General features: G+C 57.4%; 21 protein-coding genes. 10 read left to right on the top strand and 11 right to left on the bottom strand.

Annotation, left to right across the window (positions count from 1 at the left end; all coding sequences use genetic code 11):
- Positions 1-886 precede the first annotated feature (886 nt).
- Positions 887-2014 (bottom strand): AraC family transcriptional regulator, encoded by a 1128-nt coding sequence (locus tag HGP31_RS16890; protein ID WP_240963487.1) that lies wholly within the window; start codon positions 2012-2014, stop codon positions 887-889.
- 29 nt (positions 2015-2043) lie between these two features.
- On the opposite strand from HGP31_RS16890, the gene HGP31_RS16885 reads away from it, so the two are divergent.
- The 9 genes from HGP31_RS16885 (at position 2044) to HGP31_RS16845 (ending at position 11351) form a co-directional block, all read left to right on the top strand.
- A complete protein-coding gene (locus HGP31_RS16885; RefSeq protein ID WP_020799101.1) occupies positions 2044-3024 on the top strand; it encodes a quinone oxidoreductase family protein in 981 nt (326 codons plus the stop codon).
- Between the two features lie 10 nt (positions 3025-3034).
- Positions 3035-3883 (top strand): TauD/TfdA dioxygenase family protein, encoded by an 849-nt coding sequence (locus HGP31_RS16880; RefSeq protein ID WP_020799100.1) that lies wholly within the window; start codon positions 3035-3037, stop codon positions 3881-3883.
- Between the two features lie 57 nt (positions 3884-3940).
- On the top strand, positions 3941-4996 hold the full coding sequence (locus HGP31_RS16875) for a beta-keto acid cleavage family enzyme (RefSeq protein ID WP_033040775.1): 1056 nt from the start codon (positions 3941-3943) through the stop codon (positions 4994-4996).
- Positions 4997-5109: 113 nt separating this feature from the next.
- The gene (locus HGP31_RS16870) at positions 5110-6441 is read left to right on the top strand and encodes an MFS transporter (protein ID WP_083349212.1); all 1332 of its coding nucleotides are present in this window, start codon (positions 5110-5112) and stop codon (positions 6439-6441) included.
- Between the two features lie 37 nt (positions 6442-6478).
- Entirely contained in the window at positions 6479-7210 is a 732-nt protein-coding gene (locus tag HGP31_RS16865; RefSeq protein WP_020799097.1) for an SDR family NAD(P)-dependent oxidoreductase, read from the top strand.
- Between the two features lie 90 nt (positions 7211-7300).
- Positions 7301-7879 (top strand): HD domain-containing protein, encoded by a 579-nt coding sequence (locus tag HGP31_RS16860; RefSeq protein ID WP_168758256.1) that lies wholly within the window; start codon positions 7301-7303, stop codon positions 7877-7879.
- Between the two features lie 106 nt (positions 7880-7985).
- Positions 7986-8864 (top strand): SDR family NAD(P)-dependent oxidoreductase, encoded by an 879-nt coding sequence (locus HGP31_RS16855; RefSeq protein ID WP_020799095.1) that lies wholly within the window; start codon positions 7986-7988, stop codon positions 8862-8864.
- 57 nt (positions 8865-8921) lie between these two features.
- Positions 8922-9773 (top strand): fumarylacetoacetate hydrolase family protein, encoded by an 852-nt coding sequence (locus HGP31_RS16850; protein WP_168758255.1) that lies wholly within the window; start codon positions 8922-8924, stop codon positions 9771-9773.
- A 219-nt stretch (positions 9774-9992) separates the two neighbouring features.
- Positions 9993-11351, top strand: a complete 1359-nt coding sequence (locus HGP31_RS16845) for a DUF1329 domain-containing protein (protein WP_168758254.1) — start codon at positions 9993-9995, stop codon at positions 11349-11351.
- A gap of 117 nt (positions 11352-11468) precedes the next feature.
- On the opposite strand, the gene HGP31_RS16840 is transcribed toward HGP31_RS16845, so the two are convergent.
- The 5 genes from HGP31_RS16840 to HGP31_RS16820 all read right to left on the bottom strand — a co-directional run bounded on the left by HGP31_RS16840 (position 11469) and on the right by HGP31_RS16820 (position 21725).
- Complete coding sequence (locus tag HGP31_RS16840) at positions 11469-11849, bottom strand: hypothetical protein (protein WP_042955601.1); 381 nt, start codon at positions 11847-11849, stop codon at positions 11469-11471.
- 141 nt (positions 11850-11990) lie between these two features.
- Positions 11991-16133: a CheR family methyltransferase gene (locus HGP31_RS16835; protein WP_168758253.1), complete on the bottom strand. Its 4143-nt coding sequence runs from the start codon at positions 16131-16133 to the stop codon at positions 11991-11993.
- Between the two features lie 98 nt (positions 16134-16231).
- The gene (locus HGP31_RS16830) at positions 16232-18388 is read right to left on the bottom strand and encodes an amylo-alpha-1,6-glucosidase (RefSeq protein WP_168758252.1); all 2157 of its coding nucleotides are present in this window, start codon (positions 18386-18388) and stop codon (positions 16232-16234) included.
- Positions 18363-19442 carry a glycosyltransferase family 4 protein gene (locus HGP31_RS16825; protein ID WP_168758251.1) on the bottom strand — a complete coding sequence of 360 codons (1080 nt, stop codon included), beginning with the start codon at positions 19440-19442 and terminating at the stop codon, positions 18363-18365. Before HGP31_RS16825 ends, HGP31_RS16830 begins: the two co-directional genes overlap by 26 nt.
- Before the next feature lie 684 nt (positions 19443-20126).
- Positions 20127-21725: an arylsulfatase gene (locus HGP31_RS16820; RefSeq protein WP_420850699.1), complete on the bottom strand. Its 1599-nt coding sequence runs from the start codon at positions 21723-21725 to the stop codon at positions 20127-20129.
- A 471-nt stretch (positions 21726-22196) separates the two neighbouring features.
- Here HGP31_RS16820 and HGP31_RS16815 point away from each other — a divergent pair, with 471 nt between their 5' ends.
- Entirely contained in the window at positions 22197-22970 is a 774-nt protein-coding gene (locus HGP31_RS16815; RefSeq protein ID WP_168758249.1) for a ParA family protein, read from the top strand.
- A gap of 225 nt (positions 22971-23195) precedes the next feature.
- Here the strand turns inward: HGP31_RS16815 and HGP31_RS16810 are convergent, their stop codons facing one another.
- The 5 genes from HGP31_RS16810 to HGP31_RS16790 form a co-directional block, all read right to left on the bottom strand.
- Positions 23196-23405 (bottom strand): hypothetical protein, encoded by a 210-nt coding sequence (locus tag HGP31_RS16810; RefSeq protein WP_033042238.1) that lies wholly within the window; start codon positions 23403-23405, stop codon positions 23196-23198.
- A gap of 214 nt (positions 23406-23619) precedes the next feature.
- A complete protein-coding gene (locus HGP31_RS16805) occupies positions 23620-23904 on the bottom strand; it encodes a hypothetical protein (protein WP_020797234.1) in 285 nt (94 codons plus the stop codon).
- 207 nt (positions 23905-24111) lie between these two features.
- Positions 24112-24342, bottom strand: coding sequence for a hypothetical protein (locus HGP31_RS16800; protein ID WP_008055683.1), 231 nt, complete (start codon positions 24340-24342; stop codon positions 24112-24114).
- A gap of 119 nt (positions 24343-24461) precedes the next feature.
- Positions 24462-24683 (bottom strand): hypothetical protein, encoded by a 222-nt coding sequence (locus HGP31_RS16795; protein ID WP_020797233.1) that lies wholly within the window; start codon positions 24681-24683, stop codon positions 24462-24464.
- A gap of 72 nt (positions 24684-24755) precedes the next feature.
- Positions 24756-25775 carry a DNA topoisomerase IB gene (locus HGP31_RS16790; protein WP_033042232.1) on the bottom strand — a complete coding sequence of 340 codons (1020 nt, stop codon included), beginning with the start codon at positions 25773-25775 and terminating at the stop codon, positions 24756-24758.
- Between the last annotated feature and the right edge of the window lie 11 nt (positions 25776-25786).

The following is a 25786-nucleotide window of genomic DNA, read 5'->3' as shown; positions in this document are numbered from 1 at the left end:
GGAACGGCTCGGCCGGTTTGTTTTCTGTGGGCATGGGGCGTCCTATGCCGGGTCATGCCCGGGCGGTGGAGGGGTGGGAATCGTCTATATTTAAAGGCTTAGCCAATGGAGGTAGATATGGAATGCCTAATTTGCTTTGAGCCTGCTTCGGAGGTCGATGTTGGTGATGATTACCAGGAAAGAGCATGTCCAGAATGCGGACACTATCGAGTTACCCATACAGCGGTTGTATGGATGGAAACCCACGGCTGGCGCTTCGACGTGAAGCTGACTCGGGCTTGGCTTTTACATTCACAGGGCTCGGGGCAGATCCCAACTATTGATTCGCAGCAGGCTAGCCTTCTGATCCAGGTTTAAGCTGCCGCCATGCCTCTATCTTCTTCCTTTCTCGCCGGCTGGCGTGATTCGTTGAAGTGGAGTGGTCCGGACAAGTGGGGCGTTGGTGCGCGCCCGTGATCGCCTAATCCTGATGGGCAGTTCCCATAATCGAGGAGATCATCATGTCCAAAAGTGGAGGTAGTAAAAGCTCAAGCAATTCTGGTAGGGCGAGCAAGGGAGCCAGCGGTTCCTCGCGCGGCCCTTCGAGTCATCCAGGGCACGGTGGTAATTGGCCAAGCACAACGGCTAATCCCTCAGGCGGCGCCAGGGGTAACGCTCCATCGGGCAAGAAAAGCTGACACCAAACTGCGAGATGTTGATCCACCCTCAATGGGTAGGTGAGGGTGAGTCAGGCTGTGGTTTTAAGTATACATGTAGGTATATAGGATGGGTGTCATTACCTTATCGTGCAGTAAACATTGGTCAAAATAGGTGTTATTCGATTCCGGCTTCGGGCACCATGAATATCAAGGGCCTACCGTTTTCGCGGTAGGCTCTTTTTTGTTGGCTACGCTTTTTGCTTCTCCCGCCGCCATGCGGACACACTGCAACCAAAGCGACCCGAGAACCATCTGGAAAAGGCACTCAAGGAAGAAAAGCCCAGAAGAATGGCGACTTCTGAAAGCGGTCGCTCGCGGTTCACGACATAGCGGTTTACCAGATCGACCCGAACGTCATCGACAATGGATGAGTAGGTTTGATTGTGATGGGCGAGGTGGCGATACAGGGTCTTGCGGTCCACGCCAAGCTGCTGGGCCAGTTTTGCGGCTACGCACTCGCCCGTTGGCAATAGCGCGAAGACCAGTTTGCGCACCTTGTCAGGCATCGTCACGTCGGACTGGGCCAGTTTGGCGTCGAGGAATTCCCGGGCATGGCGCGCAATCAATGGGTCATACGACTGGATCGCTGCATCCAAATCGGTGGTGGCCAATACGATGCCGTCGAATTCATGATTGAACCGAACCGATGGTCCAAACACATGCCGGTGCATCGCCAGATTGACTGGCGCCTGGTGCGTGAAACAGACACTGCGAGGTTTCCAGGTGGGGCCAAGCAGTTGTTTCAACGTTCGGAAAATCACGCACGTGACGAGTTCGGTGGCTTGTCTTACCGATCCCCCCATATTGTCCGTGAGTTCCTGCCTGAAAATCGCCACGCCGTTGGCTTCTTCAATGCTCAAGTCCATTGATTCGTTGGTGAGCCCGAGACGACGTGTCAACGATTGCCAGGCTTTGCGCAGCGTCTGCTCCTCGCGCAGGGCAATGGCCAGGGGACCGAGGTTTTCCAGCTGGCGGGTTTGGCCCATGCGCAGGCCAAAGTCTTCGACCTTCGCCGCATACGCAGAGTCTTCCAGCAAGTGCATGACCGATTTCGCCGGGATCATGATGCTTGGGTCCATCAACGCGGCATCGGTGATGCCTGCCTTGCGCAACTGTCGATAGGGGTCGAGTCCGACGGAGATCGCAACGTCGATAAAATTCGTCAGGCTTGAACTTCTAAGCAAACTCGGCATTGGAACTCCATTTTTGCCTCGAGATGTAAAAAAAATACCCCGAAATGTCAAGTCCAACAAAGGCCATTCGCGGATACTTTTTCTACGAGTGGCGCTAAGCACACTGATATTGAGCGCAAACATTCGGCATTTCGTATTCGAGGAGAATCAATTTGGCACACGTTATTCGTATGAATGAAACAGGTGGTCCGGATGTTTTGCGCTGGGAAGAAATGGAGGTTGGCGATCCGGGTCCAGGGCAAGTTCGATTGCGTCATGAAGCGGTGGGCCTGAATTTTGCCGACACCTATTTCCGTTCCGGGTTGTACCCGATGCCGCTTCCCGCCGGCATGGGCGTGGAAGGCGCAGGCGTAGTCCAGGCCGTTGGCGAAGGGGTGAGTAATGTTGCGGTCGGCGATCGTGTCACCTACACCGGCTTCCTTAACACATTGGGCGCCTATAGCACCGAGCGCCTGATACCCGCGGCGCCCTTGATCAAGCTGCCCGACTCCATTTCGTGCGAAACAGCGGCGGGGATGACCATGCGCGGGCTGACGTCGTCCTATCTGATGCGTCGCATCCATGACTTCAAAGCGGGCGACACCATCCTCATGCATGCGGCGGCTGGCGGTGTTGGACTGATTGTGTCGCAGTGGGCCAAGCTACTCGGTGTGACGGTTATCGGCACCGTATCGAGCGAAGCCAAGGCCGAGATTGCGCGGGCCCATGGTTGTGACCATACGATCAACTACAGCCACGAAGACGTGGCCGCGCGGGTCCGTGAATTGACCGATGGCGTTGGCGTCAACGTGGTGATCGACAGCGTGGGGAAAGACACCTTCGACGCCTCTTTGAATTCGGTCAAGCGGCGCGGTCTGGTCGTTTGCCTGGGCTTCGCCTCCGGCCCGGTCTCGGGCTTTGATCCGCAAATCCTTGCCACCAAGGGTTCGCCTTTCCTGACCCGCCCGGCGCTGGCTGATTACATCGTCGACCCGGTGGAAAAGGCCGCACTCGCTGCGGAAATCTTCGGTCATGTTGCAGCCGGTCGCATCAACATCCCGATCAACCAGCGTTACGCGCTACAGGACGCGGTGCAGGCCCATCGCGATCTGGAAGCGCGCAAAACCACAGGCTCCTCGATTTTTGTGATCTGAGGAGGTCGCCATGCGAGTTGAACAACTGACCTGTTCCATCGGTGCCGAGCTGATCGATGTCAATGTCGCCGACGCCATCCACGACGATGAAGTGTTCGGGCTTATCCGCGAAGCGTTGATCAAGCATCGGGTGCTGTTTTTGCGTGATCAGGACATTACCCGGGCTGAGCATGCGAGCTTTGCACGCCGCTTTGGCGATCTGGAGGACCACCCGGTAGCGCCGACCGACCCCGAGGCGCCCGGCCTGGTGCAAATCTACAAGCGCCCGGACGTCCCGCTCGATCGCTACGAGAACACTTGGCATACCGATGCGACCTGGCGCCAGGCACCGCCCATGGGGGCCGTACTGCGTTGCGTGGAGTGCCCGCCAGTCGGCGGTGACACGATGTGGGCAAATATGGTGTTGGCCTATGACAACTTGCCGGATCAGGTCAAGGCGCAGATCGGCGACCTGATTGCCAGTCATAGCATCCAGTCGAGTTTCGGCGCGGCGATGCCGCGTGAAAAACGCCATGCGCTGAAGGCCCAGTTTCCGGATGCAGAGCATCCAGTCGTGCGCATTCACCCTGAAACCGGCGAAAAGGTGCTGTTCGTCAATGCCTTTGCGACGCACTTCGTGAATTACCACACCAAGGAACGTGTGCGTTACGGACAGGACTGCAACCAGGCGGGTGGTGACCTGCTGCAATACCTGATCAGCCAGGCGTACATCCCTGAATATCAAGTGCGCTGGCGCTGGAAGAAAAACAGCATGGCCATCTGGGACAACCGCTGCACCCAGCATTACGCCGTGATGGATTACCCGCCGTGCCATCGCCAGATGGACCGCGCCACGATCATCGGTGACCGGCCTTACTGAACGGGCAGACACAGCTTTTTTCCAATCCGATCCAACTAGCTGACAGTGAGATAGAAAATGCAATTTCTAGACGATTCGCTGCACCCGGAAAACCAGGAAAAAGTAGTTATTACCGTCGCCCCGTACGGTCCCGAGTGGATGCCTGAGGACTTCCCGGAAGATATCCCTGTCACCATGGCAGAACACATCGAAAAGGCAGTCGAGTGTTACGACGCTGGCGCCACTGTGCTGCACCTGCATGTGCGGGAACTTGATGGCAAGGGATCGAAACGCCTGTCCAAATTCAACGAGCTGATCGCCGGTGTGCGCGAGGCTGTGCCGGACATGATCATCCAGGTCGGCGGTTCGATTTCATTCGCCCCGGAAAACGATGGCCAGGCTGCCAAGTGGCTGTCCGATGACACGCGCCACATGCTGGCAGACCTTGATCCGAAACCCGACCAGGTAACGGTAGCGATCAACACCACGCAGATGAACATCATGGAGTTGCTCTATCCCGAATACATCGAGGGCACTTCGCTGGGCAATCCGCTACTCGGCGCAGCCTATAGCGAAATGACAGTGCCCGCAGGGCCTGCCTGGGTGGCAGAGCACCTGCGCCGCCTGCAGGCCTCCGGGATTCAGCCGCACTTCCAGTTAACGGGTATCCACGCGCTGGAAACCCTGCAGCGCCTGGTGCGCAAAGGCCTCTACACCGGTCCTTTGAATTTGACCTGGATCGGGGTAGGTGGAGGATTTGAGGGGCCCAATCCGTTCAACTTCATGAACTTCGTACAGCGTGTCCCGCAAGCTTGCACATTGACCGCCGAGTCTCTGCTCAAGAATGTGCTGCCGTTCAACATGATGGCATTGGCCATGGGTTTGCACCCGCGCTGCGGCAACGAAGACACCATCATTGGTCAACATGGCCAGCGCTTCGGCTCAGTGGATCAGGTCAAGCAAACCGTGCGTGTGGCTAAAGAGTTGGGCCGCGAAATTGCGACCGGCAAAGAGGCGCGCCAAATCTACCGCATCGGCACCTGGTACAAGGATGCAGACGAAACGCTCGCTGCAAACGGCATGCTGCCCAACCGCACTGCGGGCCCGATCGTCCCCTCGGCCCACGGTCGATAGTTCGCCTCAGCGTGAGCACGGGCAGTAAGGCGCCAGCGCCTTCCTGCCCGGTTGTACCGATGCAGCCGTGCGCAATTCCCTTGAGTTGCGTGGATAAAAATAATGGGGGCGATATGCAGGCAGAGAAGTTTTCCATATCGGTTGCGGCGAATCCTGCGCGTGGGATTTCACGCCCGCGAGCCTATTGCTGGCTGGTATTTATCGTTATCTACGCATTGATGCTGTCCGATTACATGTCGCGACAGGCACTCAATGCAGTCTTTCCACAACTGAAGGCCGAGTGGGCCTTGAGCGATGCGCAACTCGGCCTGCTCAGTGGCATCGTGGGGCTTGCGGTTGGCTTGCTGGCTGTTCCGGCCGCGTTGATGGCGGACCGCTGGGGGCGGGTTAAAAGTGTGGTGATCATGGCGCTGTTCTGGAGCCTGAGCACCTTGGCCTGTGGACTGGCAGAGCACTATAACCAGCTGCTGCTGGCCCGACTGTTTGTCGGTATTGGCGAGGCCGGCTACGGCAGCGTGGGGCTCGCAATTATCTTGAGTGTATTCCCGTCTTCCATGCGTGCCACGCTGACCGGGGCCTTTACCTCTGCCGGCATGTTTGGCTCGGTACTGGGCCTGGCCTCAAGCGGCGTGATAGCGAATCACTTTGGCTGGCGCGCCGCGTTGATTGCCATGGCGGCGCTCGGGTTTCTATTGATCCTGTTCTTTGCATTCACCATTACTGAAACACGCCTGGCGCAGCACAGGCCCCTTCAGTTAGTCGAGTCGCCGGTCGAAGGCAAACGTGTTGAAAAAATTCGATTGCGCTCACTTCTCAAGACGTTGTTTGGCGCGCCGACGCTGGTGTTCACCTATGTTGGCAGTGGCCTTCAGCTCTTCACCGCCTACACCATCATTGCCTGGATGCCCAGTTACCTGAACCGCTACTACGATTTACCCGCGGACAAGTCGGCACTGGCGGCGGCAGTGTTACTGATCGCCAGCGGGCTCGGCATGGGGCTGTGCGGCGTGTTCACTGACTGGGTGGGGCGCAAGTCGGACAAAAACAAAACGTTGCCCGCCATTTTCTACTGCCTGGGCTCCTGCCTGCTGCTGATGATCAGCATGCGCTTGCCACCCGGCACCGGACAGTTCGCGGTGATCATCGCGGGCGTTTTCTTTGCGGCTGGCACTTATGGCTCAGCGGGCGCCATCGTCACCGATCTGGTGCACGTCTCTCTTCACGGAACCGCGATCGCTACCCTTGCGCTGGCCGGCAACCTGTTGGGTGCCGCGCCAGGGCCCTACCTGACGGGCCTGCTCGCCGACAGGATCGGCCTGCTCGGCGCGTTGCAGTGGGTCCCGTTAGTCTCGATTGGCTCAGCTCTGGCGTTTGCTTTCGCAAGGTCCCATTACCTCCACGACCTGCGCCGCCATGAATCCTCAAGTTGCCATCAATCGCGTTGAAAAAACACTTCTCACATCCCGTAAGGAAATGCAGACGATGAATCACATCCATTCAAAACCGCTCAAGGGTAAAGTCGCCGTCATCACCGGCGCTGGCCGTGGCATTGGCCGCGCCATTGCCCTGGCTTATGCGCAGGCCGGCGCCGCGGTGGTTTGCAGTGCCCGCAGCACGGCGGAAATAGCCGAGACTGTGCGCATGATCATCGAAGCAGACGGCCAGGCTGTCGCCCAGACAGTCGACGTGGGTGACTACGCCGCAGTCGCCGCCCTGTACCAGCGCGCCAGCGATGAATTCGGCGGCGTCGATATCGTGGTCGCCAACGCCGGCATCGCCATCGAGCAACGACGGATCGAGGACAGTGACCCGGCGCAGTGGCGCAAGACCATCGACATCAACCTGACCGGTGCCTACCACACCGCTCATGCCGCCATCCCTTACCTGCGCCGGCGCGGTGCCGGGAAAATCATCATGATCGGTTCTGGCCAGCGCCACCGTGCCACCCCCGGTTTTTCGGCTTACTCCTGCTCCAAGAGCGGCATGTGGATGCTCACCCAGTCGCTCGCGGTGGAGTTGCTGGAATACAACATCAGCGTCAACGAACTGATTCCAGGGCCTGTACAGACCGAGATGACGCGTGATGCGGCGATTCCCCCGGGGGAGTGGTTCAAGACCCCGGAAGACGTGGTGTCGCTGGCCTTGTTCCTGGCAAATATGCCTGATGCAGGACCTACCGCTCAGAGTTATAGCCTTATGCGCCGGGCGATCTGATGGGTAAGACGTCGTCTTGGACCCAGTGACGACTTTAACTTAACCCATGAATGTCGCTTTAACTGAAACTCATCCTGTGAGAAGCGTTAAATGAGTGCAACTGCATTGTTTACCCGGATGGATCAAAGCACCCAGGAAGACTGGGATATCATATCTGCAGAATTTAAAAACTTTGCCAGCGCTTTGCCTGATCGAATCATCGCGCACATGAATTTGCTCTCGGGTGATTTTTCCGGCTTTCCGATTGATCGTCTGGATCACTGCCTGCAAACGGCTACGCGCGCCTATCGTGATGGTCGCGATGAAGAGTATGTGGTGTGCGCGTTACTGCATGACATCGGTGATACGCTGGGCACCTACAATCATTCCGAAGTGGCGGCGGCCATCCTCAAACCCTTTGTCAGCGAAGAAAATCACTGGATGATCCAGAACCATGGAATTTTCCAGGGTTATAATTTCTTTCACCGCATTGGAATGGATCGCAACATGCGCGACATGTTCAAGGAACAGTCGAACTATGCGCGCACGGCAGAATTTATCGAATTGTACGACAGTCCCGCCTTCGATCCCGAAGGTGAAACTTTACCCTTGAGCTTCTTTGAGCCGATGTTACGCCGTGTATTGGCCAAGCCAAAGTTGTCCCTCTATGGGCCCATGTTTGAGCGCTGAAACACCCGCCAACCCCAAAATGTAAAATTATTACCCCAAATCGTCAAAAGCGGATTTAGTTTTCTGCAGATACTTGTCTCACGTCATCCAGATACCGGAGTCATTTATGCAATTGGACGAGCAACTTGAACACGCGCCATTTGAAATGGCGCAGGCAAGCACGCGCAACTTTGCAGGCCGTGTCGTATTGATTACCGGCGCGGGCCGAGGCCTGGGGGGAACCATTGCCCGGCATTTCGCGCGGGCCGGTGCGGATGTTGTCATCTGCGATATCGATATCCCCGCCCTGGAGGAAACCCGCAAGGCCGTTGAAGCGGCGGGTGCCAACTGTTTGGCCCTGCACTGCGACATCTCCTCGAGCAGCCAGGTGGTCGCCATGTTCGCCGACATTGTCCAGCGTTTTGGCACGTTGCACATTCTGGTGAATAACGCGGCGCTGGCGCCCACCGGGGCCGCTGATGCGGTACGACGCAACAAGCACTACGCCTACATCACCACTGCGCAACCGAGGCAATCACTGGGTTTCACCAGTGAAATTACCGACGAGGAGTGGCATCGGTACTGGGATGTCAATGTGCACGGCATGTTCTATTGCACGCGCGAAGCGCTCAAGCTGATGCAGGAGCAACGCTATGGTCGCATCGTGAACCTTGCCTCGATCGCCGGGATGTCGGCAATCAGCGCGCACAGTCCGCACTACAGCGCGTCAAAGGGCGCCGTCATTGCCTTCACCAAATCGGTCGCGGCGGAAGTTGCCGGCGGCAACATCCTGGTCAATGCCTTGGCACCGGGCGGGGTGTCGACTCCCTTCTTTGAAGAGTATCTCGACTCCATCGGCGAGGAAGGCCGGCGCAGGTTCTGGCAAGTCATACCGGCGGGCAGGTTCGGGACAACCGATGAATATGCCTCCGTGGCGACGTTCCTTGCAGGCGATCACTATTTCGTGGGGCAGGTCATCAGTCCCAATGGGGGAGCCGTCCTTTAAGCCGTGCGAACTTGCCGTTGAGTACGACACCCCCCACTTCAACATCGGGACAACACTATGCGACTGGTAAGATTCGGAGAAAAGGGCAAGGAGAAGCCTGGCCTGCTCGATAGCCAGGACATCATCAGGGACCTGAGCGGTATTCTCAGCGACATCGACGCAAGTACATTCACGCCATCATCACTGGCGCATCTACAGGATATCGATCCATCGACTCTCCCAGCCGTGGAGGGGAGTCCAAGGTTGGGGACGCCACTGCGGGTAACCGGCAAGTTCCTCGCGATCGGGTTGAATTACCGGGATCATGCACAGGAGGCCAATCTGCCGATTCCCTCGGAACCGATAGTGTTCATGAAAGCCAACTCCTGTGTCACGGGCCCCCATGATGAAATCATCCTTCCACCCGATAGTAAAAAAACCGATTGGGAAGTCGAACTCGGCATTGTTATTGGCAGCGAAGGCGCCTACCTCGAAAAAAAGGATGCATTGGCGTATGTAGCGGGCTACGTCCTGGTTAATGATGTTTCGGAAAGAGCCTATCAATTGGAGCGTGGGGGTACCTGGGATAAAGGAAAGAGTTGCGATAGCTTTGGCCCGATTGGCCCTTGGTTCATTACCCGGGATGAGATAGGCGACGTACAGAACTTATCCATGTGGCTGGATGTGAATGACGTTCGCAGGCAAACAGGCAACACGGCGACGATGATTTTTGATGTACCCACCATCGTCGCGTATATCAGCCAGTTCATGCGACTTTACCCTGGCGACATTATCACCACGGGTACGCCGCCAGGCGTTGGGATGGGTATCAAGCCCACACCGGTTTTTCTTGAAGAAAACGACATTGTTACGCTGGGTATTGAAAAACTTGGCCAGCAACGCCAGGCGTGTGTTCGCTACAAAGGTTGAGTTAAATAAAGGCTATTAACAAAAGTTCCGGCAGGAAAATGCGTCATCGAAGTATTTGATGTTGTTTGAATAAAAACAAAAATAAACGGAGACAAGTCAATGCATGAACATAGCGTTTGTAGTGCGTGCCCGAGGCGAAGTCAGTTGGCTGTGGCCTGACCTTGAACAAAACTTTCTAAACATTCGCATTGCCCGGGTGCCGGGCAGGAGATCTACGCAATGATGTTCGTGAAAAGTTTGATGGCGACTTCCCTGGCAATGGTTTTCACAACAGCGGTACACGCCGCAGTGTCCCCTGAACAGGCGGCCAGGCTGGGCACCAGTCTGACGCTGGTGGGGGCCGAAAAGGCCGGTAGTGCCGATGGCTCCATTCCGGCCTATAGCGGCGGCCTGACCACCGCACCGGCCAGCTTCAAGGCGGGCGATACGTTTCGTCCGGACCCCTTTGCCAGTGAAAAGCCGGTGCTGGTGATCGACGGCAAGAACCTCGCCCAGTACCAGGGCATGCTCACGGCCACCACGGCGAAGTTGATCGAGCGATTTCCCAGCTACCGCGTCGATGTTTATCCGACCCACCGCACTGTAGTACTGCCGCAGGCAGTCCTGGACAACAGCGTGAAGAACGCGTCCGGGGCCAAGTCTCTCGAAGGCGGGTTGGCCATCGACAACGTCTTGCCGGGCGTGCCGTTCCCGATTCCGCAATCGGGCGCCGAGGCCATGTGGAACTTCCTGCTGCGCTACCAGGGCGTCAATATCAATGCCAAGTACGACTCCTGGAACGTCGATTCGGCCGGTGTGGCCAGCCTGGCGACCACCGCTCAAGCGTTCATCAACTACCCGATCTACGAGAACATGTCGCAGCCCATCACCAGCTCCGACGTGTACTACCAGATGAAACTGTATTACACCGGCCCGGCGCGGCGCGCCGGTGAAGCCATCATGCTCAAGGACGCGACCAACGCCATCGAGATGCCGCGCCGCGCCTGGCAGTACCTGCCTGGCCAGCGCCGGGTGAAGCTGGCCCCGAGCCTGGCCTACGACACGCCTAACCCAGGTACGGCCGGCACCGGCACCTACGACGACGTGTTCGTGTTCAACGGCGCGCTGGATCGCTATGACTGGAAGTTGGTGGGCAAGCAGGAAATGATCGTGCCCTATAACACCTACAAACTGACCTACGCCCAGGATCCGAAGTCGCTGACGACCTCCAACCACCTGGCACCGGATATGGTGCGCTGGGAGAAACACCGCGTCTGGGTGGTGGAGGGCAACCTGAAGTCCGGCGCACGTCACGTGTACCAGAAACGCCGCTTCTATCTGGATGAAGACAGCTGGGTCGCTCTGGCCTCTGACCAGTACGATTCCCGTGGGCAGCTCTACCGTGGTTCCTTCGCCTTCCTGAGCCAGAGTTATGACAAGCAGGTTCCGGACGCCACGCCGTACATGATCTACGACCTGGTTGGCGGTTCCTACAACATCAACGGCGTGGTTGGCCCGTACGGCGGCATCCACTACATCAATGCGCTGTCCAAGGCACAGTGGTCGCCTGAGTCCCTGGCAGGGGCGGGCATTCGCTAGGAATTCATGTGGTGAGAGGACTTGTGTGGTGAGGGTTTTATCCCCTCACCACAGGTTTCTTGTTCGCCTGGACATTTGCTGGCCGGGCTCAAGAATACGGCGTCTGCACACGCAAGGTTATTTGAAGTGCTTCGTCATCGCCTGCTTACCGATTGCGGCTTCAATGTCTCGGTAGGTGCGCTTATCGGTCGCGCAAAGCAGCGACCGTCCATCCCTCAGTTGCATCGAAAAGGTCAGCTCGATTTCATCGTCTGCCAATATCACGCCAGCGACAGCTCCGATCGGTCCGAGAGCCAATGCGCCGGCCAGCCCCAAGCCGACAGCGCTCGATACGTCCCGATAAGAAGATTCATTGACAACCGTGACGTCGAGTATTTCGCACGTGGTGATCTTCAGGCCTGGCCATGGATAGACGGCCGTTTGAATGGTTATGAACCCAGGTTCAAGTTCTGCAGAACCTTCAAGGAAATCCCCCGCCAGGATTTTTATTTTTGCCATGTGGTGTCCTCCCTGTATGAGCTACAAGAAAATTCAACGCTTGGCAGGGTGGTGCGTCAACACGCTCTGGACGAGCAATACCTATTGGCCGACTAGTGGCTTTGGGCGGGCTGGATCGAGTCTCGTGAATGAATGCTTCACTCAATAAGGCCGCGTATTGCAAGCCTCGTCAATGAGGTCGATGAAGTCGTCATGGGATACCGGTTTACCTACATGATAATTAAACCCTGATTGCCTGGTTTTTTTCTGCTCCTCGCTGGTGGCGTAGCCCGAGAGGGCAATGGCAGGCGTGTGTTTCAGGTGGGAAATCTGACGGATGGCCCGGATGAACTGATGGCCATCCATGACCGGCATGCCGATGTCCGAGATGATCACGTCGTAGTTGCTGTCCTTCGCCGCTTTCAGGGCTTGCAGGGGATCGCTGAAGGCTTCGACATGCGCGTCTTCCATTTCCAGCAACATTTGCAGGACTTCCATGACGTCCTTGGAGTCTTCCACCAGCAGCACTTTCTGGCCAACCAGACGCCCCTGTTCGGCGACTGTCGGCTGTTTGTCCGGCTGTTGTGAGGGCCGAGAGAGCGGCAACCGGAGGGTGAAGGTACAGCCACGACCAATGCCTTCGGACTGTACATCTACCGAACCGCCGTGGGCTTCCACCAGTTGCCGCACCAACGACAGGCCAATGCCCAGGCCTTCGCGCTGATGGCTGGCATGCTGGTTGTCCGCCTGGCTGAAGAGATCGAACACCTTGTGCAGATTGTCCTGCTCGAGCCCCACGCCGCTGTCGATGACGTCCAGTTGCGCCATGTTCTCGACACGATGGGCGATCAGCTCGATGCGGCCATCCCTGGGCGTGAACTTCAGTGCATTGTTGAGCAGGTTCCAGATGATCTGCTCCAGGCGTGTGCTGTCGGCATCGACCACCAGGGGCGGCTCGGGAGGCTGGGGCAGCTGCAGCGTGACCTCGCACGGATGCTGGTCATTGATCACCACGGTGTAGATATCCTGGAGAATTCGTCCCAGGTCCACTGCCTGTTTTTTCAGCTTGAGCTTGCCGGTGCGTACCCGGGCGACGTCCAGCAGGTCGTCGATGATCCGCGCCTGGCTGGCGACCGCATCGCAGATGGTGTTCACGGCTTTCATGGCCGGCCCGGCGGATTTGGTCATCGGCAGGCGCCGCAGCAGTTCGGCATTGAGCTGGATGAGATTGAGCGGGTGCTTGAGTTCGTGGGACATCACGGCAAAGAACTCGTCCTTGAGGTGACTGCTGGTCTGGGTCTCGGCCAGTTGCTGGCTTTGTTGGTCATGCATGCGCTTGTGACCGGTGAGGTCGCGGGCAATCTTCACGTAGCCCTGCAGGTTCTCGCCCTTGAGCAGCGTGACTTCGCCGCTGCAATAGAAGCGGCTGCCGTCCTTGCGCAGGTGCCAGCGTTCGTCTTCGCCGCGGCCTTGCTCACGGGTCAGGCGTAGTTCGGTTTCCGGCACGCCCTCGGCGCGGTCCTCGGGGGTAAAGATCAGGTCGTAATAGGCGCCGAGCACTTCGTCCTTGGCGTAACCGAAAATCAGCTGCGCGCCGGTGTTCCAGTCGGTAATCACGCCATGCTCATCGAGAATGATGATCGCAAAATCGTGGGTGCTTTCGGCAACCAGGCGCATGCGCTCGTTATTCAAGCGCAACTCATCCTCCGCCGCGCGACGCTTGCTGATGTCGATAAAGGTCAGCACCGTGCCGTCGATATGATCCTCGCTGGAACGATAGGGCAGCAATCGGGCGATGTACCAGCGTTGGTCGTTGCTGCTGACCTCGCGCTCGATCATGTTCAGCGAGCCAAAAACCGTCTCCGCATCCTCGACCATCTCCGGGTAATCGAGGCGGTGGGTGATGTCCAGCAACGAGCGCCCGGTATCGACCGGCAGCATGCTGAAGATGTCCGTGGCCCGGGGGGTGAACCAACGGATGCGCATGTTGCGATCGACGAACACCGTGGCAATGTCGGTGGAGGTAATCAGGTTGGAAGGGTAGTCGTTGATCTTGTCGGTTTCTTCAACCTTGGTCTTGAGCTCGTAGTTGACCGTCAGCAGTTCCTCGTTGATCGACTGCAACTCTTCCTTGCTGGTTTCCAGCTCCTCGGTGGCCGAACGCAGCTCTTCGTTGATGGCCTGCATTTCTTCGTTGGACGCCTTGAGTTCTTCACTGGAGACTTCCGACTGTTCGATCGTCTCCTGCAAGTGCATCTTGGTGCGCTGCAGTTCATGCTCAAGGCTGGCCAGCAGTTGGTTGTCGCTCTCGTTCGAGGCAACATCCAACTGTACATTCGCAACGATTTCCTGCTCCTCGAGGATCACCAGCACGTACTCGCTGTCGGTCTCTTCATCCTTGTACGGGTGCGCGCTCAGATCCACCTGGTAATACCGCTGTTCGCGCTGGATACGGACCTTGTTCGAGGTGACGGCAGCGCCTGTTTGATGGACCTGGTAGAGCATCGTGCGCAGCTCCAGTCGCAATTCTGGAAGCGCGAGTGCCAGCAGGCTGCGGGTCAGCTCTCCCGCCACATACCGCAGAAAGCGCCCGGCACCTTCACTCAGGTGCAGGATGTTGCCGTTGACGTCGACAATAATGCTCGGTGGTGCGGTCTTTTCCAGCGCGCGCAGATGGATATCGGCGAAGGAAATCTTGCGAGTCGTTGGGGTTTCAAGGGGGCGGGTGCTGATGGCGGTTCGCGCATAGCCGTCGTGAGGCAGGGCCGGGGCGCGCCGAGGCGTGGTCGCAGGGCTCTTGGCGCGGAAGATGCGATTGCGTTTGTCCACCGGGGTAAACAGGTCCGGGCAGCCATCGGCGAATTCGGATGCCCCCAAAAACAGGAAACCGCCCGGCCGCAAGGCAAAATGAAACATCTCGTAGAGGGTGCGTTGTACGTCGCGGTCCAGGTAAATCAACAGGTTCCTGCAGACAATCAGGTCCATCTGCGAGAACGGTGGGTCCTGTAACAGGCTGTGCTTGGCGAACAGCACCTTGTCACGGATCTCCTTGTGCACCCTGAAGTTCTGGCCCTCCTTGATGAAATGCTGACGCAGGCGCTGGGGAGGGACATCGGTGATGATCGCCCCGGGATAAAGGCCCCTGCGTCCAACGGCGATGGCGCGCTCATCGATGTCCGTGGCAAATACCTGCACTTTGGCCGCTGTAGCCTCTAGCGCCAATTGGTCACTGACCAGAATGGCCACGCTATAGGCTTCCTCGCCGGTCGAACAACCGGCAGACCAGATGCGAATTTCCTCACGGTGCGGCTGGGAGTCGCGTAGCGATTTCACCAGGCTGGGCACCACTTCGCGTTCCAGCGCTTCGAAGGCTTCGCGGTCGCGGAAAAAGTTGGTCACGCCGATCAGCATATCGCCCAGCAGGGCGTTGTTTTCTTCCGGGTGCGTTTGCAGGTAGTCGTAGTAGGCGACCAGGTTTGGCTGGGCGGTCACTTGCAAGCGTCGCTCTATCCGGCGCAGGACCGTGGCGCGCTTGTAGTGCTTGAAATCGTGGCCGGTATTGGTGCGCAAGTGCAGCAGGATGTCCTGCAAAATACGCTCGGTCTTCGCTGCATCTTGCTCCTCGGGAAGGGGCGTCTTGAGGCCTGGATCATTGGCGCCGGGCAGGGTGATGGTTTGTGCGTTGTGCCAAAGCTCCAGGAGCTTTTGTGGCATTTGCGCCACGGGCATCACCAGGTCAACCATCCGGGTGTCAATGGCCGCGCGCGGCATGCTGTCGAACTCAGCCTCTTCGGGCGTCTGGACCAGGGTGACGCCCCCTTGCTCCTTGATTCGCGACAGACCGACCGCGCCATCGGAGCCGGCGCCAGAAAGCACCACGCAAAAAGCGCGCTCCTTGTGCACATCCGCCAGGTCCCTGAAGAACAGATCGATAGCAATGTGGCTTCCCGCCGAGCGCTGTGCAGGAGCGACCGACAGATAGCCGTCATTCATGATCAGGTCATGGGCCGGCGAAATGACGTAGACGCAGTTTTTCTCGATCGGGATCGTCTCGGTCACCTGGCGCACCGGCATTTGCGTGACGTCCTGGATGATCCGGTCGGCGATGCTTTCATGGTCTGGCGCCAAATGAAGAATGACCACGAAGGCCATGCCATTGTCATTGGGCATGTGTTCGAAGAACGATTTCACCGCGTTGAGGCCGCCAGCGGAGGCGCCAATCCCGACCACCGGGAATGCGAGGTTGCTGGGGGTCAGCTCCTTTCGATGCGGAACATTGGGTGAGCGCTTCGCAGTGGTTTTCATAGGTGGCACCTTGATCGCCGGGGCAAGCTCTGCCTTCAGCTGCCCAGCGCAACACGCAACTCCGGTCCCTGGCGTGGATATCAGCGGATGACAGCGATTTACAATTTCACGTCGAGTCGAATCAAGCTTGGACCATCTTGCCGTTCTATGTAAGCCGCAACGCGGTCGCCAATTCTTTGAAAACTGAGGTCGACGCTGTGTTCATTGAACTGGAGTGTCCGCACTTCCAGACGGTCAATACCAATAGGCAGTCGAGGTTGCCTGATGACCACTCGACAGTCAGCGGCGTCAATGCTGATCCCCAGGCATGCCTGCAAGAGCATGAAAATGGAGCCTGCTGCCCAGGCTTGAGGCAAACAGGCGACTGGATAGGCAACCGGTGCCTCACCCGGACCACGCTTGAACCCGCAGAACAGTTCGGGTAATCGCATCCCGAAAAACGTCGCGGCTTCGAACATCCCGCTGAGGACCCGAACGACGCCCGTATACTCGCCATATCGGGCCATACCTGCTGCGCACAGGGCAACGTCATGCGGCCAAACCGAACCGTTGTGATAAGACATGGGGTTGAACCGCACGGCCCCGGTTTCAAGTGTTCGAACGCCCCAGCCGTTATTGAAGATGTTGGTCAGAAATTGCCGGGCAACCGTTTTTCCCCGTTCAGGCATGGGTAATCCCGTGAACAGCAGGTGACCTGCGTTCGAGGCTTTCACCTCGCAACGCTGGCCATTGCCATCGAGCGCCAGTGCGTAAAATTGCTGATCCTCCATCCAGAAGCATCGTTCAACCGCCTGGCGCAAGTTTTCTGCGATGCCTTGCCATCGAACCGCAGCTTGCTCATTGCCTCGTTGCCTGGCCAAGGTGCTCATGCTCAAGAATGCGCGCCAGGCGTAGCCTTGCACTTCTATCAATGCGATGGGCCCAACCGGGGTGCGGCCATCGCGATGAAAAATGGCGTCATGACTGTCTTTCCAGCCTTGATTGGCCAAGCCGGTGACTTCCCCTCGCTGGTAGCTGATGAAGCCTTCGGCATTCTTCGAGGCATTGGTCTCCATCCAGAGCGTGGCCAATTCAAGTGCAGGCCACAGCGCCTTGATGAATGCTCGATCATTGGTGCGTTTTGCATAGGCGCCGGCCAGCATCACGAACAAGGGGGTCGTATCGACGCCTCCGTAATAACGGGCAAAGGGTAATTCGTTGAGTTTCGACATTTCACCCTGACGCGTCTCATGCATGATTTTTCCCGGCTCAGCATCGCTGAAGGTCGAAATCTCCGTGGCCTGATGAGCCGCCAGGTAGGCGAGCACACCTCGGGCAAGGCACGGGTTGAGCCAGAGTGATTGATAGGCTGTGATAATCGCATCGCGGCCAAAAGGTGTGGAGTACCAAGGAACGCCGGCATAGGGGTAGGGGCCGGAGGGAAGATCGGCAGTCAATAAGGCTAGGTCAGCCCGGGATTTGTTTATCCAACCCTGGAACAGCCGGCCGGAAGCCTTGATACGTGCACCTCGCTGCTCTTTCCTGCGCATGGCTCGGCAAGCTTGCGCGGCGGCGGACCGGTAACGCGTGCGGCTAGGACTGACAATGCTGGAGCCTACTTCAACATACAGCTCGCGGCGCTCGTGAGCGCCGATATCGATGTGGAAACTCGCACTGTCGCCGCTGATGTGTTCTGGCAATCGGGAAAAACTGATCGCCATGCAGCGTCGCTGATGGTCCAGTCCCTGGTAATGAAGCATCACGCCTTGTTCGAGCACTTCAGGCTTGGTCAGCGTGCCACGCAGTGGCCGTTTTTGACCACGAACTTCGAACATGTCGAGGAAGTCTCCCCGGAACCGCAGTTCGATCGGTAGTTTGCCAGGTTGCTCGCTGTAGTTGAAAAAGCAGATGCGTTCGAACATTCGCTCTTCCCAAAGAAAGCGCTTGCGCTCGATATGGATGACGCCTTGTGGTGTGTCCTCCTCTCCCAGTACCGGTAGCGGGTGGTTGGTCAAATGTGAACGGAAGTACACGTTGTCGCGGCTGACCGCCGCCGAGAGCAGCGACGGACGCCGACCCGCCACGGTCAATTGATATTCGGATAACAAACGCGTGTCGTGGTAGAACATGCCCACGGCACCCCCGTCGATATCACCGAATGCATTAGCCACCAGGTACGTATTGTGATCGACCAGCACATACAAGGTATGCGCAACGGGTTCATTCGCACCGGGTTTTGGTTGCGGCTGTTCAGGACTGCTGGACGAGGTATTCATGGGCTATGTCCGGCACTACGTAATCAGGCCTGTTGGTGAGTGTCCGGTAGAGGTCAACATAACGTTGCGCCATCACCTTGGCTGAAAAACGTCCGACGAATACGTCACGTATCACTTGTCGATCAAGTTCAAGTACCTGACGGGCAGCGAGCACTGCCTCCTGTTCGCTATTGATTATGAAGCCGGTTACACCATGATCAACCACTTCGGGGACAGAACCGCAGCGCCAGGCGATGACCGGCGTACCGCAGGCCATGGCCTCGATCATCACCAGGCCGAAGGGTTCGGGCCAATCAATGGGAAAGAGCAGCGCCCGGGCGTTGCCCAGGAATGCGGATTTGTCGGCATCGCCAATCTCGCCGATGAATTCGATGCCTGGTTGTGCCAATAAAGGGCGTATCTGCCGTTCGAAGTATTCGCGATCGGCGGCGTCGACCTTGGCGGCGATCTTCAAGGGCAACCCGGTAGCGCGCGCAATGCGGATAGCCCGGTCGGGACGCTTTTCCGGAGAAATACGCCCCAGGAAGGCGAGGTAGTCACCCGGTCTTGAATGGAACGTGAGACTGGACTGCGGTAACCCGTGATAAACGGTGTCGATCCAATTGGCGTTCGGTAATGGCTGGCGCTGATGTTGCGAAATTGAAACCAGGGGATAGTGAGACCATCGAGAATAGGCTCCCTCCAGATCCTTGATATCAAGGCGACCATGAATAGTGGTCAAGACCTTATGCGCCATGTCTTCGAAAAATGGAAAATGCAACAGGTCTATATGAAAGTGCAGCACATCGAACGCTGCCGCTCGATGTCGCAACTCATACAGCAAACTCAAGTGACTCGCCAACTCGGACTTCAACGGACTACTGTCGAGCCGTAACGCTTGATCCCGGGCTGCAACCAAGTTTGCACAAGTGCGCGATCCCTCGGCGGCGAAAAGGGTGACGTCATGTCCCAGTCCGACTAAAGCATCCGTTAGATGAGCTACAACTCTTTCGGTTCCTCCATAGAGATAAGGGGGCACGGATTCATACAGTGGGGCTATTTGGGCGATTTTCATTGCCGCAATCTCTAAGTCATCAACGTTTATGGCAAAGACCTGCCGTCAAGTTTTTCGACCTGACCGTAAAGTCATTGGATTGATTGCCACGACAGGCGGTTAATTCATAGAGGAAAGCTAAATGCGCAGCGACAGTGATATTGCAAATATATAGTTTTGGGAATGATTTTCGTGGAGGAAATCGTCCGACAAGTGGCAGGTTTCAGGAAGTTGACGCTGTAGATTTGTCGTACTAAATATTTCGTATTGCGTTGGTTTTCATCGAAATTCAACAAAGAGGGAGGCCACGAAGATGATGCGCAGAGGTTCCACGTATTGGCTCTGGGCGGACTGCGAGTTGCATTGTCGATCCCACGATGAATTGCAAAATGATGGCACTCTCATTGATGTTCAAACAAGAGTTTCCAGAAAGGGTAGAACGCAGCTATTCATCGGTGTCTACGACAAAAACGGCTCGCCCTTATTTGAAGAGGCCCACGACTATTTGCCCCACGATACGATGACCACGGCACTGGCATGGGGGGTATCTCGTGCGCGGGAGATTGCCTCGGGAAACCTGGTAATGAATGCTCAGAGTGACAAAAACTACCTCGCTGCCAGCGATTCTCAACGAACATCCGCGGGTTGAATCCGCCGTCGAAGGCCAGCGCCGCGCCGATCAAGCGCAGGCGCTGGCTGCTTGCGCTAGTTGGGCATTGGAATAGTGATGCCTTCTTTCTCCAGATCTTCGCGTACCGATTGGAACTTCTGGTACTTGGACAGTTCGATCGGGCCGTCATAGCTCATGCTTTGCAGTTTGCGAGGAGGGTACTGAACGTAGGTTTTCATCAGCTGGGTGATTGCCATGCTGATAGGCACCATTGTCCAGGTGCGCTCGGTGTAGTTGTTCATGAAAATGTCATAGCGTTCCTGCGGATCCTGCAGCAAGTCGAACACCTGCGGTACGGTCGCTACATACTTGGACGGGCCTTTCCAGCCTTGGTTGCTGTCGACGGCCAGGCCACCGGTCACGGCGCCGTTGTCGCCACGCAGGTTGAACACCGCCTTGTAATTGCCGACACGGGCAGCGCCCGGGGAGAGTTCGTTCTCGGTGAAGTAGAACCACTCCTTGCGCGGATCAGGGCCGGTGCCGAGCAACACAGGGGTCATGTCATAGCTGTCGAAGATGATCGGTTTGCCTTCGCGATCCTTGTCCGGCAGCTTGATCCCGGCAACCGAGGCGAACGTCGCCATCAAGTCCAGTCCGCCGATGATGTCGTGGTTTTTTGCGTCCGGCTTGATCTTGCCGGGCCAGGACAGGATCGCCGGCACCCGGTTGCCTCCTTCACGCACGGTGCCTTTGGTGCCACGGAAGGGCGTGTAGCCAGCGTCCGGATAAACGTCCTGCCAGGCGCCGTTGTCGGTGGTGTAGACCACCAGGGTGTTCTTATCCAGGCCCAGCGCCTTGAGCTTGTCGAGGATGCGGCCAATATGGGTATCGAGCTCAACCACGGAGTCGGCGTACTTGGTCTTGGAGATCGACTTGTGGACGAACTCCGGCGCTGGCAGGTTGGGCTGGTGAACCTTCATGAAGTTGACGTTGATAAAGAACGGCTTGCCGGATTTGGCCGCGGTGTCGAGAAACTCCAGCGCCGCCTTTTCCACATAGTTGTCGAAGAACGGAATGCCCACGACACCGGGCTTGCCATCCACTACCGGGGTGTCGACGTACTGGCCGTTGATCTTGAACTCTTCAACGGCTTTTTCACCGGCCTTGCCCGACAACGCGCCCTGGGTCACCTTGGCGAACATGGCACGGGTTTCTTCATCCATGTCCGGGAACCAGGTAGGGTCGGCATAGGTGTAGGCGTTGAGGTGATAGAGGCCAACGTACTTCATCACGTCGTAGCCCTGGGCATTGGGCAGTGCGTAATCGGCCTCGCCCAGGTGCCACTTGCCGGTGAAGTAAGTCTCATAGCCGCCGGTTTTCAGCACCGATGCCAATGTCCATTCAGCCGCTGGCAAACCACCGCCCTGGCCCTGGAACGCCACCGTGGTCATGCCGCTGCGGTTGGGGATGCGCCCGGTCTGCATCGCGGCGCGGCCTGGGGTGCAGCTTGGTTGGGCATAGAAGGAGTAGAAGGTGGTGCCCTCTTCGGCGAGCCGGTCGATGCTCGGCGTTGGCATCCCTCGACCTACGCCGCCGCCGTAGGGGCCCAGGTCACCGTAGCCGGTGTCGTCGGAGACGATGAACAGGATATTGGGTTTTTCAGTTTGTGCGGCTTGGGCAAAGTTGACTGCCATCAACAAAGAACAGGTGAGGTAAAACCTGGGGCGGTGCGCGAACTTGTTCATAAGGGTTTCCTTTCTCAAGTTCCGATACTCGTTGCGGGCCGCTCAAGCAGCGAGCGCAAAACAACAAGCATCATCGTTAGTGACCCCCCAAACGTTTAGCCTGGACAGTTCATGGAAGCCATCAAACAACGCGATCACATTTCCATTCATTGCTCAAGGCAGTCGTGCAAGATTAGTTCGACAATTCGCGCCCCGCGTGGTCGCGGATCGTAGTTTAGATGTCGTTCGTCGATTATTTGTACTTCAACCATCGACGCTCCTTTATTGAACAGGTCATGAAGGCCTCTCACTCCATCGCTCTAATCCGGGCCTTGTGCCGCCACTGTCGCAAAACTGTAATGTTCCGGTCATACAATTGACACGGCTTCTTACATTTACCGTCAGTTGGCCTCTGGCTTTTTTCATGGATGAGCAAGTCACATGCGTCGTGTCGTATTCAATCAGAAAGGCGGGGTTGGGAAATCCAGCATTGCCTGCAACCTCGCCGCCGTGAGTGCTTCCGAAGGCTACCGAACGCTGCTGGTTGATCTCGATCCCCTGGCCAATTCGACTCACTACCTCACCGGCCTGGTGAATGAGGATATTCCTGCGGGCATCGCCGATTTTTTCAAGCAGACCTTGTCCGGCGGTTTCGAAGGCAGGAAGCATCGCGTGAATATCACCCGCACGCCTTACGCCAACCTCGACCTGGTAACCGCCAGCCCTGAGCTGTCTGACCTGCAGTCAAAGCTGCAGAGCAAGTTCAAGGTCAACAAGCTGCGCAAGCTGCTGGTGGAACTGTCCGAGGACTACGAGCGCATTTATATCGATACACCGCCGTCATTGAATTTCTACACCTTCAGCGCCTTGGTGGCGGCGGACAGGCTGCTGATTCCCTTCGATTGCGACAGGTTTTCTCGCCTGGCGCTGTATCGCGTCATCGCGCAAGTAGAAGAGTTACGACTAGATCACAATGAGTCGCTGACGGTGGAAGGGGTGGTGGTCAATCAGTTCTCGGGGCAGACCGGATTGCACCAGCATCTGGTGGATGAGCTATTGGCCGAAGGGATACCACTGCTGCCGGTTTACCTGAGTCGCTCTGTGAAGATGCGCGAGTCTCACCAAGTGTCGGTTCCCCTTGTTCATCTGGCTCCGCGCCATAAGCTTTCGCTGGAGTTTGCCGATTTGCTGGATGCCCTGGAGCGAGCGGCTTGAGTGCAAATTTGGATTGGGGGATATCCATTCCTGCGGTAACGGCGATTTGTGGTTTCACTTTATATAGCGAGTGAGCCTGTAGGAACGAGCCTGCTCGCGAAGAACGTCCTGACAACGTATTCATCCAGACAGGGCGCGTTATCGTTGACGTCCATCGCGAGCAGGCTCGCTCCTACAGGGGATTGGGGGGCTCTGCAAAAGCCTGGTCGGGTGTCAGGCCGCTCGTTATTGCTGTTTATCCTCAGTGTTCAAATCCGCTTTGCGCCGATCGTTGCCGTTCGGGTTGCCGACGTCGATCAGCCTTCTTTCCAGCAAGATGTTTTGCAGCGCCTCGCGGTCTGACGGGGACATTTGGTGTTCCCGCTCCTTGAGTTCAAGCAGGATCGGGCTGGACCACTGGCGATAGGTTTGTTCGGCATTACGAGTGGATGACATCGCTTCCTCCTTGGGGTGATTTCTGCCAATCAAGACGCCTTGGTTCTATACGCAAAATGACCCTAGCCGAGGAAGGCCATTGTCGCCAATGCCTCACATCGGACGGGTTAGGGCACCTGCTGCAGCGGTGCGTCGGACGTCGCTGCGAAATAACCGGGGGGGATGCATCGATGATCAGGAACGGGCCGATCAGATCGACCCGATCCTCGTGCCTCTAGACAAAGCCTTGCCCATGAAAGCCCCGTGGCAGCCGTTGCAGTCCTGCCATGGCGGTCAGCCGCTCGGTCCAGGCCTGGCGCCAGTCATTGACCACGTGAGCGATTTTTGCCTTGCGTGCGGCGCGGCGTGCAGCGTTGCGCTCGGTTTTGCGCGCCTCTTTGTAAGCGTCGGTGTTGCGACAGCTTCTGCATTTCACCCGATTCAGTTCCCGGGTGGAGGTGAGGTTGCTGCCCTTGTGACCGCAGGCGAGGTGCCCGCTGACTTTGAAGTGGGTGACCATCAGAACGTCTCCTTCGTAACGAAGTAATCGTTAGACAACCCTGTTCTAGTGATGTTCGCGGTTGAAAGGCGCAAAAAAAATCCCAGCACCTGGCTGGGTTGGAGGACAGGAATCAGGCAGGCACTCACACGCACGCGCGGTGACGTAGCGTCGCCGATCATGCGTCCTGCGTCAGGTCCTGCCTGCGCATCGGTATCCAGATCAGGATCATCTGAACCGTGGCAGCGGTGGGTCGACTGGCTTGAGCGACGACAGTGTATTGCGGATCAGGGGTGTATCCTTTTCGATGTCGTTCAGACGATCACGGATTCTGAGCGCAGTCGGGTGTCCGCCTTGATGATCGACCCAGTCGGCGATTTCCTTGCACGCGGCAGCCAGGCGAACCTGACGGGAGTCGAGCAGGGTGAGCAGGGTGGTGATGGACTCTTTTTCGGACATGGGAAACACCTCCGTTTAAGAACCTGAAGATTGGCAGTAAAAAGCCCGCCGCAAGCGAGCTTTGTACCGATGGGCGCTGATCCTTCAGCACTTTGTCAGTATAGACCCGCGAATGCTCGTCAGCCTTGCCGGACCATCACTTGTGACCGGGCGTTGAGCTGTCGGCATACCCGCTGGGCATCGTATTCATGATCGTAGCCGTCACCGATGAAACCGTTGGTGCGGGTATCGGCGATGCGGTACCAGACGGCGGCTTCAGCGGGTTGATGCGTGGTTTCTCCAGCCCGGCGTCCATGAATGATGATCTTGTTGCAGCGCTTGACGACGAAAATGTCTTCCATGGCTTCACCGCAGCTGATTGGCGTACAGATCAACTATAGAAGCCATTTGCAATCGTGCAAAAAATAGGCAGGTCAGTTCGTCGCCTCGGACGCCATTTTCTCCAGCAGCATCGCCAGTGCGACTTCCTCCGCCCGCAGGCCTTTACGAACCCTCGGTTTTGGCAGTTGCGCCAAGGCGCCGAGCAGGAAACCCTCGAGTACCGCCGGGTGGATGTAGCACTTGCGGCACACCGCCGGAGTGTTGCCCAACTGTCTGGCGACATCCTTGACCATCGCAACCACATGCTGTTTTGCCTGGGACTCGGGTTGCCACTCGAGCTCGCGCAGAACCGCCAGGGCCAGGGCGCTGCCGGCCCAGGTGCGGTAATCCTTGGCGGTGAAGTCGGCGCCAGTCAGGGTTTGCAGGTAGGCGTTGACGTCGGCGGAAGTGATCGTGTGTCGCTCGCCGTTTTCATCGAGGTATTGAAAAAGGTTTTGCCCGGGAATGTCCTGGCAACGCTTGATGATCCGCGCCAGGCGCCGGTCCTTCACGGTGATCTGGTGCTCGACGCCACTCTTGCCGCGAAACTGGAACTGGATCGCACTGCCGTTGACCTCGACATGGCGGTTGCGCAGGGTGGTCAGGCCGTAGGAGCGGTTGTCTCGTGCGTACTGGGTATTGCCGACACGGATCAGCGTTGCGTCGAGCAAGGTGATGACGGTGGCCATGACCTTGTCGCGACTCAAACCCGGCGCCTCCAGCAAGGTTTCCAGTTGTTTGCGCAGCTTGGGCAGGGCCAGGCCGAAATCCCTCAGCCGCGAGTATTTGTCGCTGTCGCGCACCTCGCGCCAGCGCGGGTGATAGCGGTACTGCTTGCGCCCGCGGGCGTCGCGACCGGTGGCCTGCAGGTGCCCGCGCGGGTCGCTGCAGATCCACACGTCGGTGTAGGCTGGGGGGACCGCCAGTGCGTTGATGCGCTGTATTTCTTGCGGGTCGACGATGCGCTGGCCAGTGGGGTCGAAATAGCAGAATTTGCCGCGCAGTTTGCGGCGGGTGATGCCGGGCTGGGTGTCATCGACGTAATGCAGGTCACGGGGCAGTGCATCGGGCATGGCGATTGTCC

This window comes from Pseudomonas umsongensis, from assembly GCF_012647205.1.
GTDB lineage: Bacteria > Pseudomonadota > Gammaproteobacteria > Pseudomonadales > Pseudomonadaceae > Aquipseudomonas > Aquipseudomonas umsongensis.
This window is presented reverse-complemented; position numbering and strand designations above follow the sequence as displayed.

Bases quoted from the DNA above. Each gene is read 5' to 3' on its own strand.
- HGP31_RS16890 (WP_240963487.1), bottom strand. From the start codon at position 2,014: ATGTTTGCGCTCAATATCAGTGTGCTTAGCGCCACTCGTAGAAAAAGT.
- HGP31_RS16835 (WP_168758253.1), bottom strand. From the start codon at position 16,133: ATGAAAACCACTGCGAAGCGCTCACCCAATGTTCCGCATCGAAAGGAG.
- HGP31_RS16850 (WP_168758255.1), top strand. From the start codon at position 8,922: ATGCGACTGGTAAGATTCGGAGAAAAGGGCAAGGAGAAGCCTGGCCTG.
- HGP31_RS16870 (WP_083349212.1), top strand. From the start codon at position 5,110: ATGCAGGCAGAGAAGTTTTCCATATCGGTTGCGGCGAATCCTGCGCGT.
- HGP31_RS16830 (WP_168758252.1), bottom strand. From the start codon at position 18,388: ATGAATACCTCGTCCAGCAGTCCTGAACAGCCGCAACCAAAACCCGGT.
- HGP31_RS16800 (WP_008055683.1), bottom strand. From the start codon at position 24,342: ATGTCCGAAAAAGAGTCCATCACCACCCTGCTCACCCTGCTCGACTCC.
- HGP31_RS16805 (WP_020797234.1), bottom strand. From the start codon at position 23,904: ATGGTCACCCACTTCAAAGTCAGCGGGCACCTCGCCTGCGGTCACAAG.
- HGP31_RS16845 (WP_168758254.1), top strand. From the start codon at position 9,993: ATGATGTTCGTGAAAAGTTTGATGGCGACTTCCCTGGCAATGGTTTTC.
- HGP31_RS16840 (WP_042955601.1), bottom strand. From the start codon at position 11,849: ATGGCAAAAATAAAAATCCTGGCGGGGGATTTCCTTGAAGGTTCTGCA.
- HGP31_RS16810 (WP_033042238.1), bottom strand. From the start codon at position 23,405: ATGTCATCCACTCGTAATGCCGAACAAACCTATCGCCAGTGGTCCAGC.
- HGP31_RS16880 (WP_020799100.1), top strand. From the start codon at position 3,035: ATGCGAGTTGAACAACTGACCTGTTCCATCGGTGCCGAGCTGATCGAT.
- HGP31_RS16815 (WP_168758249.1), top strand. From the start codon at position 22,197: ATGCGTCGTGTCGTATTCAATCAGAAAGGCGGGGTTGGGAAATCCAGC.
- HGP31_RS16825 (WP_168758251.1), bottom strand. From the start codon at position 19,442: ATGAAAATCGCCCAAATAGCCCCACTGTATGAATCCGTGCCCCCTTAT.
- HGP31_RS16855 (WP_020799095.1), top strand. From the start codon at position 7,986: ATGCAATTGGACGAGCAACTTGAACACGCGCCATTTGAAATGGCGCAG.
- HGP31_RS16820 (WP_420850699.1), bottom strand. From the start codon at position 21,725: ATGGCAGTCAACTTTGCCCAAGCCGCACAAACTGAAAAACCCAATATC.
- HGP31_RS16795 (WP_020797233.1), bottom strand. From the start codon at position 24,683: ATGGAAGACATTTTCGTCGTCAAGCGCTGCAACAAGATCATCATTCAT.
- HGP31_RS16790 (WP_033042232.1), bottom strand. From the start codon at position 25,775: ATGCCCGATGCACTGCCCCGTGACCTGCATTACGTCGATGACACCCAG.
- HGP31_RS16865 (WP_020799097.1), top strand. From the start codon at position 6,479: ATGAATCACATCCATTCAAAACCGCTCAAGGGTAAAGTCGCCGTCATC.
- HGP31_RS16875 (WP_033040775.1), top strand. From the start codon at position 3,941: ATGCAATTTCTAGACGATTCGCTGCACCCGGAAAACCAGGAAAAAGTA.
- HGP31_RS16860 (WP_168758256.1), top strand. From the start codon at position 7,301: ATGAGTGCAACTGCATTGTTTACCCGGATGGATCAAAGCACCCAGGAA.